This is a genomic window from Streptomyces boncukensis (assembly GCF_011045075.1).
GTDB lineage: Bacteria > Actinomycetota > Actinomycetes > Streptomycetales > Streptomycetaceae > Streptomyces > Streptomyces boncukensis.
Map to the genome: position 1 here is coordinate 1 of NZ_JAAKZZ010000205.1, position 12121 is coordinate 12121.

General features: G+C 68.3%; 12 protein-coding genes and 1 pseudogene. 10 read left to right on the forward strand and 3 right to left on the reverse strand.

Going from position 1 to position 12121, the window contains the following annotated elements:
- Positions 1-48: 48 nt before the first annotated feature.
- A complete protein-coding gene (locus G5C65_RS19645; protein ID WP_165300190.1) occupies positions 49-534 on the reverse strand; it encodes a helix-turn-helix transcriptional regulator in 486 nt (161 codons plus the stop codon).
- A 349-nt stretch (positions 535-883) separates the two neighbouring features.
- Here G5C65_RS19645 and G5C65_RS19650 point away from each other — a divergent pair, with 349 nt between their 5' ends.
- The 10 genes from G5C65_RS19650 to G5C65_RS19695 all read left to right on the forward strand — a co-directional run bounded on the left by G5C65_RS19650 (position 884) and on the right by G5C65_RS19695 (position 8160).
- Complete coding sequence (locus G5C65_RS19650) at positions 884-1627, forward strand: DnaB-like helicase N-terminal domain-containing protein (protein ID WP_165300191.1); 744 nt, start codon at positions 884-886, stop codon at positions 1625-1627.
- 7 nt (positions 1628-1634) lie between these two features.
- A complete protein-coding gene (locus G5C65_RS19655) occupies positions 1635-2885 on the forward strand; it encodes a helix-turn-helix domain-containing protein (RefSeq protein ID WP_165300192.1) in 1251 nt (416 codons plus the stop codon).
- Positions 2886-2924: 39 nt separating this feature from the next.
- Positions 2925-3260: a hypothetical protein gene (locus G5C65_RS19660; RefSeq protein WP_165300193.1), complete on the forward strand. Its 336-nt coding sequence runs from the start codon at positions 2925-2927 to the stop codon at positions 3258-3260.
- On the forward strand, positions 3257-3436 hold the full coding sequence (locus G5C65_RS19665; protein WP_165300194.1) for a hypothetical protein: 180 nt from the start codon (positions 3257-3259) through the stop codon (positions 3434-3436). Before G5C65_RS19660 ends, G5C65_RS19665 begins: the two co-directional genes overlap by 4 nt.
- Positions 3433-3789 carry a DUF6415 family natural product biosynthesis protein gene (locus G5C65_RS19670; RefSeq protein ID WP_165300195.1) on the forward strand — a complete coding sequence of 119 codons (357 nt, stop codon included), beginning with the start codon at positions 3433-3435 and terminating at the stop codon, positions 3787-3789. Before G5C65_RS19665 ends, G5C65_RS19670 begins: the two co-directional genes overlap by 4 nt.
- Positions 3786-4163, forward strand: coding sequence for a hypothetical protein (locus G5C65_RS19675; protein WP_165300196.1), 378 nt, complete (start codon positions 3786-3788; stop codon positions 4161-4163). The genes G5C65_RS19670 and G5C65_RS19675 overlap by 4 nt, the downstream gene beginning before the upstream one ends.
- Before the next feature lie 675 nt (positions 4164-4838).
- Positions 4839-5708 (forward strand): DNA glycosylase family protein, encoded by an 870-nt coding sequence (locus tag G5C65_RS19680; RefSeq protein ID WP_206442015.1) that lies wholly within the window; start codon positions 4839-4841, stop codon positions 5706-5708.
- Positions 5632-7149: a B12-binding domain-containing radical SAM protein gene (locus G5C65_RS19685; RefSeq protein ID WP_165300197.1), complete on the forward strand. Its 1518-nt coding sequence runs from the start codon at positions 5632-5634 to the stop codon at positions 7147-7149. The genes G5C65_RS19680 and G5C65_RS19685 overlap by 77 nt, the downstream gene beginning before the upstream one ends.
- Complete coding sequence (gene tmk, locus G5C65_RS19690) at positions 7146-7802, forward strand: dTMP kinase (protein WP_165300198.1); 657 nt, start codon at positions 7146-7148, stop codon at positions 7800-7802. Before G5C65_RS19685 ends, tmk begins: the two co-directional genes overlap by 4 nt.
- A 43-nt stretch (positions 7803-7845) precedes the next feature.
- Positions 7846-8160, forward strand: a complete 315-nt coding sequence (locus G5C65_RS19695; RefSeq protein WP_165300199.1) for a MazG-like family protein — start codon at positions 7846-7848, stop codon at positions 8158-8160.
- A gap of 231 nt (positions 8161-8391) precedes the next feature.
- Here G5C65_RS19695 and G5C65_RS19700 read toward each other — a convergent pair whose 3' ends face one another.
- Together G5C65_RS19700 and G5C65_RS19705 are read right to left on the reverse strand one after the other, a co-directional pair.
- Entirely contained in the window at positions 8392-8916 is a 525-nt protein-coding gene (locus G5C65_RS19700) for a hypothetical protein (protein WP_165300200.1), read from the reverse strand.
- Positions 8917-11165: 2249 nt separating this feature from the next.
- Positions 11166-11778 (reverse strand): annotated as a pseudogene (locus G5C65_RS19705) (tyrosine-type recombinase/integrase); the annotation flags it as partial.
- Positions 11779-12121: the final 343 nt, after the last annotated feature.

Sequence of the window (12121 nt, forward strand, 5' to 3'; positions counted from 1 at the left end):
GAAGAACCTGGCGACGACGTACGGCCCCGTGGGGGCGTCGGCGACGCCCTATTCGCTGGGCGGGGGGCCGTACGTCGTCGCCAGGTTCTTCTCGGCGGCTTCGGCGATGGCGTTGGTGACCATGACCTCGGCTTCCTCGCGGATGTCGGGGTGCTCGGTGAGGTAGGAGTCGAGGGCGTCGCGTGCCTCGGTGAGGGCGCGGTTGGCTCTCTGGGTGGCGCGGAAGGCGTCCACGACCTCGTCGATGAGTTCCATGGCGCGGGCCTTGGCGGCGAGCTGCGGGGGGCCGACGAGGTTGCGCAGGTCGATGCCGAAGACCTCGGCGAAGCCGATGGCCTCGTCCAGGTTGATGCGGCGCTTGCGGTTCTCGATCCGCCACACCCCCGAGGGGTTCATCTCGAACCCGGCCTCGTTCATGCGCTCCGAGACGACGCCGGTGCTCCAGCCGCGGGCTTCGCGTTCCACCTTGATGCGGACGGCGACGTTCTCCTCCCCGCCGAGCAGCACACCGCTCTCGGGCTCTGCGTCCGCCACACTCACACTCCTTCCGTACGCAGGGATTCGCTGCCTGTCGCAGCGAATGCTTCAACAGTAGCATTCACGCTGCTGTTCGCAAAGCAGTGCTGCGAACCGCAAAATCGCTGGTACCGTAGTGGTTCAGCGCACAGACGCATGCCTGCGCGCCGTCGTGACATGCGAAAAGCCCCCGAGCTGTCGGGGCTCGGGGGCTCAAGCGCAAACCTCTCAACCGCCATCCCTAGCGATCGACCCGCGAGCCGGGATTGCCGTCCCGTATGGCCCGCGAGCAGAGGAGCTGATGCCCAGTATGGCCGATCCCCGGCCGAACGCGCCATCCCTGCCCCCAGCAGCAGACCCCGCGTCGATGCCCGACGCCATGACCCAGGCCCCGCACAACACCGAGGCCGAGCAGGCCGTCCTCGGCGCCTGTATGTACCACCCGGAGGCGGTCGACGCGGTGCGCACGATCGTGGACGCTGCCGACTTCTACCGGCCCGCCCACGAAACCGTGTGGCGAGCCCTCCTCTCCCTGCGCGGCGACGGTGCGCCCACGGACCCAATCGCCCTAGGCGAGTACCTCACCCGCACCGAGGACCTCAACCGCATCGGTGGTGCCGCCTACCTGCACCGGCTCGCCGAAGCGCCCGCCACCGCCAGCGGAGCCGAGTACTACGCGGAACTCGTCCGCCACAAAGCAGCCCTACGCCGCTGCCGCGCAACGGGCCTGCGCCTGATCCAACGCGCGGGAGAACCGGACGCGGACCCGGACGAGATACGCGGCGCGGCCGAAACCGACCTGCGCGAGGAGCGCGAACGCGCCCTGGCCTCCGGCGCAGGGCGGCTGTCGCGCCACCTGACCGACGGCTGGGACTTCATCACCAAGGCCGCCGACACCCACCCCGTCTGGGGCACCCGGGAGCAGACCGCCTGGTCCTCCGGCGAGAGCCTGATGCTCGTCGGCCCACCCGGCGTCGGCAAGACGACCCTCGCCCACCAAGTCGTCCTCGCCCGCATCGGCCTCAAGGACTCCGTCCTCGATATGCCCGTCGCCCCCGGCAAACGCGTGCTGTACCTGGCCATGGACGGCTTATCCACGCATGGGAGTTGAGGTCGGTATGCCGTACGAGATGGAGGAGCAGGAGGCCATCGGTCGCCGTATCAGGCGGCGCCGTCTCGCGATCGGCATGACGCAGGCGGATATGGCGTCGGCCCTGGGCAAGACGCAGGGCTGGCTCTCGCGCGTGGAGCGAGGACAGATCGAGCTGGACCGGGCGGCGCTGATCAACCAGATCGCGTCCGTCCTGCACTGCCACCCCAACCACCTGATCGGCCGCCCGTACCTCGCGGTCTCGGGCGGTAACAAGTGGCAGGTCTCGGCCGCCGCGACGGTGCGGGAACTGCGCCGCTACGACCTGGCCCCGGTGTTCACCGGTACCCCGCGCTCCTCGGCCGAGCTGTGGAGCGACATGCGCCGCCTCTACCGGCTCCGGGACGCCGCGGCCTACACGGCGACGCTGCAGGAGATGCCCGATCTGCTGCGCGAGGTCCGTGCCCTGGTGGAGGTTTCGACCGGGCACGAGCAGGAGGAGGCGTTCGCGCTCTACGCAGTGCTGTGCAAGGACACCCACCGCGTCGCGCATGCGCTCGGGCACGCGGAGCTGGTCGCGGTGGCGGGGGAGCGCGTGCAGTGGGCGGCCGAGCGTTCCGGTGACCCCCTGATGTCGGCGGTGGCCACCTACATGCGCGTATGGGACACTTGGACGACGGCGGACTGGGAGGACGGGATGGTGCTCGCCGACCGTGCCCTGTCCGGCATCGAGCAGCTCACCGACGCCGACGACCCCAAGGCCCTGCGCGTCGGAGGCATGCTGCACCTGCGCGCAGCGATCACGGCAGCGCGGGGCAACGGCTTCGAGCGGGCACAGGACCGCGTTGGCCTGGCACGGGAGATGGCCGCCCGGCTGGAGCAGGTGGAGGAGCCGGTGTTCGACCGGTACTCGCTGAACTTCTCCTCCGGGAACGTGACCATCCACGGCATCGCCATCGCGGTCGAGGCTGGCGACCAGGTCAAGGCGCTGGAGCTGAACGACCAGGCGGACCAGCACGCGATCGACGCGCTGCCGCACTCGCGTTCCGGCCACCATCACATGGACCTGTCCCGTGCGCTGCTGTGGAACGGGAACCGGGACAAGGCGCTCGATGAGCTACTGAAGGCGGAGCGGCTGGCGCCGCAGCTCGTACGCAACCACCCCATTGCACGCGCGACGCTCCGGCAGATCGTCTACGCCGAACGGGCCTCTACGCGCGAGAAGTTGAGGGGCATGTCGAGCCGATTTCACCTGGATGACCAGGACGTATTCGTCTGATTCATAATCGAGGGTAGCCGGGTTCTTACCTTCAGTCGCATGACGGAAGGACACCGGCCCCGGACTCCGCAGGATCGAGCGCGCCGCCGCGCCATAGCTGACGCCGCATCCGGCGGATCCGGTTGGGCGCCCAGGCGCGGCGACCTCGTGATCGACACCAGGGACGGCAGCGTCGGCGTCGTCATCGCGCTGCCCGAGGACACTGCGACCTTCGTCTACCACCTGCGCCCGGAGGGCGGCGGCAAGGAGTGGGGTGCCCCCTTCGCCGCTCTGCGCCCCCACCCCGAAGCGACCGACGATCTCGGGCTGAATGCCGCCGAGTCGGTCATGCCGCACGACGACGCGTGGGGCCGGGATCGGGGTGATCCCCGGTGACGCCGCCCGCGGTCCGCGTCGAGCGGCTCTCGAAGCGGCAGCGGGAGGGCACCTCGTGCGTCTGGTGCGCCGGCCACCCCGACCGGCGGTTCCGCGTACGCCCGCCCGGCACCAGCCTCAAGCTGTACTGCTGCGCCTTCTGCGCGGCCCGGCACGGAATCAGGGAGGGCAGATGAGCACCTCTCCTTCTCTGCCGCCACGTCAGACGGTCCTGGACGACATCAACTGCGCCTTGGTCCTCGCCCAGCACAGCCCCCTCCCCGAGCCTGCGGTACGCGTCATCGATCGTCTGCGCGATGACATCGAAGGGCTGCTGCCCGCCGCACGAACGGCCGCTAAGCGACTGCCGGAGGGCACCCGGCGCCGGGACGTGGGCCTCAGCAGCGTCGCGTTCGCGGACAAGCTCCTGCACACCGGAACGGAAGGGCCGTGCGAACACCGGCTGCGGCTGTGGGCGAAGACCGCAGGGACGATGCTCGCCTACTCCAGCCCGCCCAGCCCATCCCACCGACGGGAGGCGGGCCGGTGAGCACATCCGTGTGGTGGATCGAGGTCCTCTCCGTCACGGCGGAGCGTTGGCACACCGGTCCGTTCATCCCCCCAGGGCCTCCTGCCGACGTCGCGCATGCCGTTCGTGCGCACCTGCATGAGCGGCGGCTCGACGGCGCCTGGCCGGAGGAGATCCGGCAGATGCTGCTGGCCGTGGTCGAGGTGTACGCACTCCCGCTCGGCACCAACGCGGATTCCCTGCCCAGTCAGAGCGAGCGCCCGCAGGACGCCCAGCTCGTCTGGCGCAGCGACCTCACCCACGAGGCCGACCCAACGGACCACGCCTCCCCGCCCGCCGCGCCGCTCGTCGTCAACGGACACTCACGGCCCAAGCCCCACACAGGCAACCCGTAGCCGCACATGAGATCACGATCCCAGCCGACCGAAAGGAGCGAGCGCACATGTCCTCGGTGAAACAGCGCCATCAGCCCATCCGGAGAGAAGGCGATCGGGCATGACCGCGAAGCGGCCGGTCACGCGTCTGACCGCTGACGGTGTCCTGGCCTGGCTCTGGGGCGTCGGCTCCGGCGTCACTCTCGCCGCCATCGGCTTCCTAGCAGCGTCCGAACACGCCGACCCCGCATCGGGGAATGCTCTGACGCCGACTGTCTCCCAGCCCGAGCCCTTCCCTGAATCCACGGAAGGGGGCGCTGCATGACGGGAGTGAAGTGCGCGTGCGGTGGTGAGATCCGCATGGAACCGGCGACGGGACGCCCCCGCTGCAGCAGATGCGGTCAGTACTACGGCGACGTCCCGCCCCCTTCCCCGGCCGCCGTCGCCCGCGCTCGGAAGGTCCGCGTAGTGATGGCGTACCTGCAGGCAGGCATCGCCGCCAGCCGCGGACGACGACGGTGCGATCAGCACCGTCAAGCAGTACCCCCAAAGGCAGGACGGTACGGGACGGCAGCGCGGAGGGCTCATTTCACGCGAGAACCGCCATGTCCCCTCCCTCGCTGGGGACCGAGAGGAAACGATGGCATCCCCCATTCCGGGTGCCACACGCACCCGTACTCAGGAGACGCGATCGTGATGACCTCTCTGACCATCGACCACCCGGGTTGGCTGACCGGGACCTCGGGCGAGCCCGTACGTCTCGTCACGCACGAGGGCGTGCCATGGCTCGCCGAGTGGCAGCCCGCTGCTGGGCTGGTCCTGCGGCCTGTTGGTGCCGAGGGGACAGCCACCCCCTCGGCACCGCGCACCGCACCACAGGAGCTGCCGAACACTCGCGAGGCTGCGCCGGTGGTGCGGCAGTTCGCAACGCTCGGTATCGTGCAACGGCTGACGAATCCCTCGCTGTGGGACGCGATCACGACTGCGATCCTCCGCCAGGTCGTGCGCGCCGAGCAGGCCCGGAAGCTCTACCGCCGCTGGTGCGCCGACCACGGCCGCACGATCGATACCGCCGTCGGCCCACTCGCACTGGCCCCCAGCCCGGAGACGGTTCTCGGCCTGCCCGACGAGGCGTTCGCCGAAGCGGGTACCGCCTTCCACCGCACGGCACTCCGCGCCGCAGCCACCGCCTACACCAAGCATCAGGCCGCATGGGCCCAGCTCGCGCCCGAGGACCTCGTGAAGGCTCTCGACGAGGTGCCGCGCATCGGCCCGTGGACCGCCTCGGCCATCGCCGCCGACTACACCGGCGACTTCTCCATCTACCCGCACGGCGACCTCGCCGTACGCACCTGGGCGCGGCGCGCAGCGCCCGAGTTCCCCTTCCCCGGCACCGACCGCACCTTCGCCGCACGGTGGCGCCGCTTCGCCGACGACGACCGCACGCAGCTCCATGCCCTGACCCTGTTCGCTCTGACATGGGGGAGCCATGCCCGAACAGACCAGCACGAGCACGCTGCACCACCCGACAACCGCACCGGCACCCGCGCTGATCACGGGAGCTGACGGCTCCCGCCGCCTCGACGCGCTGTTCGTCAACGCCCCGCTGCGCGACTACGCGCAACGCCCCCGCGTGAACGACTACACCCTGCCCGTCCTGGGCATGGCCTACATCGCCACCTACGCCGCACAGGCAGGCTTCAACGTCGGCGTCCTGGATGCCGAGGCACACGGCCTCGGCATCGACCAGGCCATCAAGGTCATCAACAGCGCCCGACCCCGCTGGGTCGGGATGAACCTGCTCGCTCCCACCTACGAGCTCTCCGCCCGCATCGCCGCCGGCCTCGCCGACGACATCCTCCTGATGGCGGGCGGGCACCAGGCGAAGGCCATGCCGCAGCGCATCCTCACCGACCCGCGCATGGCCCGCCTGAACGCCTTAGTCCTGGGCGAGGGCGAGACCCGCGTCGCCGCCCTACTCGACGACGAACGGCGCCGCACCGAACTGCCCGGCGTCATGTGGCGCGACCGCCTGCTCGGCACGAACGCCACGGGCATCCCCCGCCCCGGCGCCGCCGCGCAGCACCTCGCCCCCGACATCGACGCGCTGCCGTTCGTCGACCGCCGGTACCTCACCCAAGACCCCTACCGCGCCGACGACGGACGGGTGGAGGCGAACATCGTGGGCAGCCGCGGCTGCCCTTACGACTGCGGCTTCTGCGGCGCCGCCGTCTCCGCGAACCCCGACATCAAGATCCGCACCCGCGCCCCCGAGACCATCGTCGCCGAGCTGGAGACTCTCCACGCCGACCACGGAGCGAGTGCCTTCCGCTTCGTGGACGACCTCTTCCTCGGCGCCGCCCGCGTCATCCGCCCCGCCATGCAGGCATTCACCACCCACCGGATCGGCGAGCGCTACGTGTGGGACGCGACCGGCCGCATCAACGTCCTGGCCCGCGCCGACGACGCCATGCTCGACACCCTCGCCCGCAACGGGCTGCGCGAGGTGGCTCTGGGCATCGAGTCCGGCAGCGACCGCGTCCTGCGGGCGATGGACAAGCGCATCACGGCCGAGATGACCGAGACCGTCGCGCACCGCCTGCTGGAACGCGGCATCAACGTCAAGGGCTACTTCATCCTCGGCTACCCCGGCGAGCGGCACGACGACCTCGACGCCACGGTCCGCCACATCCACCACCTGTGGGACCTCGCCGACCGCAACCCGGGCGGCTTCCGCGCCTCCGTCTTCGAGTTCCGCCCCTACCCCGGCACGCCGATATGGCAGCAACTCACCGCCGACGGCCATGACCCCGACACCCTCCTCTCGTACGGTGACGTCGACCTCACCGATCAGTGCGCCGACGAATCCATGCGCCAGCGCGACGAGTTCAACTTCAGCGTCGGGATACAGTTCGGCGACGTCCCCCTGCACGAACTGCGCGCCACCCTCGCGACCCTCACCCGCGAACAGCACGCCCGCACGAGCCACCGCCGGGCTGCGGCATGATGCGACAGCGCGGCCACTTCATCACCCTCGACGGCCCCGGCGGCGTAGGGAAATCGACCACGCTGGCCGCTCTCGCCGAGCACCTGCGCGAGCGCGGCCACCAGGTACACACCACGACCGAGCCCTCCACCAGCCCCCTCGGACAGTTCACCCGGACCCACGCCGACCACATCCACGGGCACGCCCTCGCCTGCCTCGTCGCCGCCGACCGCTACCACCACATCAGCACCGAGATACAGCCCCACCTCGACGCCGGAGACACCGTCGTGTGCGACCGGTACCTCGGCTCAACACTGGTGGTACAGCGCCTCGACGGCGTCCCCGAGCCCTTCCTCCTCGCCCTGAACGCCGACATCGTGCTCCCCGACCTCGCCGTACTCCTCACGGCAGCACCAGCCACCATCACCCGGCGTCTAGCGGCACGAGGAGCACACCACCGCTTCGAACACCACCCCGACGCGCCGACTCGCGAGGTCGAGCTGTACGCACGGGCCGAGCAGACCCTCACCGGCCTGGGCGTCCCCGTCCTCACCGTGGACTCCAGCAACACCACCCCACCGAAGGTGGCTGCCCGAATCGCCACCGCGCTCCCCACACATCCCGGTAGCGTCGCCTCACGCACCAGACCCGACGACCACGCAGCGGCCCCATGACCGCAGCGCCCTCACTCGACCCGGACAGGACACGGAGCGCTCCATGCACGACACCTGGGAGACCATCGACCGGCTTGTCGAGTGGCTCGACGCGGAAAGCGGCGTCTCACCCGAGATGACGCGCGTGCTGCGCGTGCTCAAGATCAGCGAAGAGGCCGGCGAGGTCGCCGAGGCCATCCACGGAGTGACCGGCTCCAACCCCCGCAAGGGCAACAGCCACACCTGGGACGACGTCCAAGCTGAACTCTGCGACGTCATCTTCACCAGCATGGTCGCCCTACGAACGATCACCCCAGAAGCAGAGAAGGTCTTCGCCGAACGCCTCAACCACGTCGCCGAACGATCCCTGAACCGCTGAGCGGCGTCGGCGGGCCGCCCACGGCACCCAGCACACGGCAGTCCGTAGCCAGCTCCAAGCCTCATCCAGGGAGCCGACTCGCCCCCCGAACGTCAGTACGACCATCTCATCGCTTCGCTGGCCCTCAGCGAATCCGTCCTCCGCAGCACGCTCCGTCCCTGACACATCCGCCGGAGGAGCACCCACGCGTGGACTCGTCCAACTTCGGGGAGCGGCAGCCTTGCCCGGCACTCAGGGGCGGGACTCGTCCTGCCGGATCTCAGCTGCTCGGATGCGGGAGTCAGAGGCTCGCGCGGCAGCCGACGGGTCGTCGATCTCGACAGCGATTTCGTCCAGAACGGTCGCCTGACGTTCCAGTAACCCGGCAAGTACGTCCCTGGCCAAACGGGTTTCTCCAGCATGCTCGATCGCTGCCTCCAGGGCGCGGAGTTCGTCTGCGGCGCTGGGCGAAGGCACATGACCGGTAATGGGATGCTCGTCTGTGGAATCCGCTCCCAGCCCTCGCGCCACTGCCCATGCGTCCAGCAGTTCGCCAGCCCGCATGGGCTCGCACACTACATCCGGCGCTCGCCCGTCCTCGGCACAGCCTTCCGGCTCTGCCTCCTGTTGCGGCTGAGCCAGCCGACGCCGCCAGTTCTTCACCTCCGCTATGAACCGCTCGTGGACTGATTCCCCGGTGGCGTTCCCCATGCGGCTGCCCAGGGTGTCCCAGCTGGTGCCCGCCTCACGCTCATAGAGGACAGCAGCAGTGAGCACTCGTTGCACCTGTTCCACTAGCCGTGTCGCATCACGAACTCTCTCGCCAGGGTCGACACTTTGATCAGAGTCAGCCGGGACCATGGAGGCCGCGGCATCTGACAGCCTGACCAACTCCTGACTGAGAGCCAGGCGGGCAAGCGCCTGATCACTGCACGTGAAGCGGTCTGGGTTCCGGGGGCTTCCTGACACGAGGGCCAGCCTAACCGAAACGGGTACAGCCGATAAGGGAGAACAAGCTGCCCATGAGATGGCGCTAGGCGCCCCTGCGACTTTCGTTGCACGGGGAGGTGCATCCAATGAATGTAACAAGAAGGCACCTTCTCGCGATTCTCCGGACACTCACTTACAGAACCAGACTATCGCAGGGCCACTGTGTGCGTATGGAATCGGCCGACACCAGCAACCATCGACCGATTCCATAAGATTGCGGTACTCCTAGCCCTCAAGGGTCGGCTGATCCTTGAGTTTCGATGTCCCTGGGCATGGCTCGAAACTGCCGCCCCCAGTGAGATTTCCGTCGTACACCCAGCCTTCATCACCGAATGGCGACTCCTGCACATATGTCCACGAGTTGCCGGACTCGTTGAATGTGTAGCAAGCCATGATGAAGGCGGTAGGGCTGCTCGTTACGCTGACGGGCTCGCACTTGGCGTGCGGCCCCGACCGTATGGGGATACCGGCGTCCTCGTTTGCCTCCGTCTCCCCGTAATCTAACCAGGCGTGATCATGGTTGTCGCAGCCCAGAAGCTTTGCTGAATCTTGCTCATCGGGCACGTGGGCTACCGCTGCGGGAGCGATACCGAGCGTCGCTACTGTGAATGCAGCGCAGGCGAATAAGGAAATACCCCGATTCACTATTGCCAGCCACCTTTCTGGATTCACCTCGTCGGCTTCCGGTATCGAATTCAACACGAGGGCCAGAACAGCGGGGAACCGTAATTCCAGCCAGCCGCTCAACGTGTCCCTTACATCGCATTTGCAGGATGTCAATCCTGTTGCCGCAAGGCGGAATTCAGTCAATCATTTTGCGCAGCGTAATTCGGTGCCCAGGCGGCGTGTGGCACTCACGCGTTTTCCAAGCCCTCTGACCACCAAGATATGCGCGTTCTTGCGCCTGGCTGAATCGGGATACCAGGCGCCAGAGAGCGATTGGAGATGGTCGTTACAGGCGGTGCGATGGTGCCGCGCGTGACCACTGATATGCGAGATGACCACGGGAGATTGGCTCAATTGATATGAGCCTGAACATGCCTGCGAGTCTGTCCCCGCGGCGCTGAGACGGACGAAAGACCGAGCGATCACGGCGGCCAGCTCTGTCGCGAGTGCAGACGAGCCGCACACCACGGCAGCTCCGTCCGGACGAGGGCTTGGACGTCCTCCCCGAGGGGCGGGCCGGCCTGCGAGACCCACCGGGATCGAGCGCCGCCACGGTAGCCGTTGCAACGGACCTCGTCGTGATCACGTCCTGCAGAGTGTGGTGAACCCGCCCATGTCTGCGCCTCTCCTCCTGGGCTGGGCGCAGCTCCTTCGCGGTGCACTCTGCGCTGCTCCGCGAGGGGCGGACGTACGCGGGCGGCGAGAGCGTGCAGGGCCTCCCGGTTCTGGTCGAGGCTCTGCGCGGTCTCCTCACGGTTAAGCATGGAGCCTTGGCGGGCCTGACGGCCATAGTGGTCATCGCGGAGGTCGCCAGCAGCGGCCTCCGCCGCTCTGCTGCTGCCCAGCGGGCCTGTAACGGCTGGGCGCGTCGTCGAGGCTACGGGAGACCGCGCCCACGGCACCCAGCACGCGGCGGTCCGCAGCCACCCCAGAGCAGCATCTTGGGAGCCGACTGGGAGCCGACTCGCTCCCCGAACCCCCTCCACGCCACGCGAGCCCCATCGGGACCATGTCTCTGACCAGCGAGAACGCCGTCCACGCAGGCAAGATCACCACTCGAACCTCATTCGGGACGAAGAGGTCGTGGATTCAAATCCCGCCACCCCGACTGAAGAAACACCAGGTCAGGGGCCTGATCCACTTTGTGGGTCGGGCCCCTGACGCGTTTCTGGAGATCGTTTGGGAGAAAACTGGGAGAAGATCTTGGTCGGATCTCCCCGATGAAGCGTGCGTGACCTTACGTCCGGTGCTGCTCAGGACATCTCCGAAGCTTGCGCAGCAGCAAACGTGACTGCTGTGCGCGGTCACAGCCTCAGTCCTGCATCACTGCCCAAGCAGAGTTGCCTCGACCTGCTCCCCAGCTTGGGATCGTCGAAATGGCCCATGCGTTCGTCCCTGAGGACCTTCTCGGTGCCGAGCTCATCCATCATCGTCTGGTGGCTGTGGCGGAGGCCGTGGGGCGCGAGGCCCTTGACGACCGGCAGCCAGCAGGCATTTGCTCGTGCGGCAGCGCCCCGTCCCCGTGCCGGGCCGCCGGGCCACGGCTCGCCGAGGGGGGCGCCGGGCGGGCCTCGGGCGGGCCTCCTGGGTGTCTTCTTGGGGTACCAGCCGGATGCGGCGGGAGTGAACAGCCGGGTGGCGAAGCCGTTGCGGCGCCAGTGGGCTGCGTGCTCGGTGGCCGTCCCGCCGAGTACGAATGCCGGCGAGTGGCTTGTCCTCGAACTCGGGGAGCAGGTGCTCTTCGATATGGCGCTTGTAGTTCTGCATCGTCGAGGCGGCCAGGTCCTGGGCGGCGTACCAGCGGCTCGCGTACGCACCGAAGGTCTCCTGGCCGAGGGATGGGGCGCGCCAGTCGCCGCGCCGGTACTTGTTCTCGGCCTCGCTCGCGGCGCGCTGACCCTCGCCCTTGGTGGCGAACTTGAGCGCCTTGCCGTGCTCGTCGACGACCATGAGGTGCTTGCCGGGTGCGATTTTGTACCGTATGCGGCGGTCCCGAACTGCGCAGGCCGGTCCGAGCGAGTCGAGCGCGCTCGGACCAGCCCGCGCAGGCATCCTCCCTCCGGCTCGCCTTGAACGCCGTACGGCTGGGTGTGCGCGTCCTTCAGCAGACGCGCGGGCGTGTCCGGGTATCCGTGCCGGACCGCCTGAGTCCGGAGGTTTTGATGTCAAGGCTGATGTCAGCAGAGTCTCCGGCAAACACTCCTAATTCGTGAGTAGGCGGTTCCAGGGCAGCCCCGTGAAGGGCTGCTGGACTGACTGATGTGGATGGGTTTCGCGGTGGCCGCGTGGGCGCCGGATGGACTCCTGTGTTCTCCCGGCCCGCTGA

Coding starts and splice junctions, on each gene's coding strand:
- tmk (WP_165300198.1), top strand. CDS start 7,146: ATGATGCGACAGCGCGGCCACTTCATCACCCTCGACGGCCCCGGCGGC.
- G5C65_RS19680 (WP_206442015.1), top strand. CDS start 4,839: ATGACCTCTCTGACCATCGACCACCCGGGTTGGCTGACCGGGACCTCG.
- G5C65_RS19660 (WP_165300193.1), top strand. CDS start 2,925: ATGACGGAAGGACACCGGCCCCGGACTCCGCAGGATCGAGCGCGCCGC.
- G5C65_RS19655 (WP_165300192.1), top strand. CDS start 1,635: ATGCCGTACGAGATGGAGGAGCAGGAGGCCATCGGTCGCCGTATCAGG.
- G5C65_RS19670 (WP_165300195.1), top strand. CDS start 3,433: ATGAGCACCTCTCCTTCTCTGCCGCCACGTCAGACGGTCCTGGACGAC.
- G5C65_RS19695 (WP_165300199.1), top strand. CDS start 7,846: ATGCACGACACCTGGGAGACCATCGACCGGCTTGTCGAGTGGCTCGAC.
- G5C65_RS19685 (WP_165300197.1), top strand. CDS start 5,632: ATGCCCGAACAGACCAGCACGAGCACGCTGCACCACCCGACAACCGCA.
- G5C65_RS19650 (WP_165300191.1), top strand. CDS start 884: ATGCCCGACGCCATGACCCAGGCCCCGCACAACACCGAGGCCGAGCAG.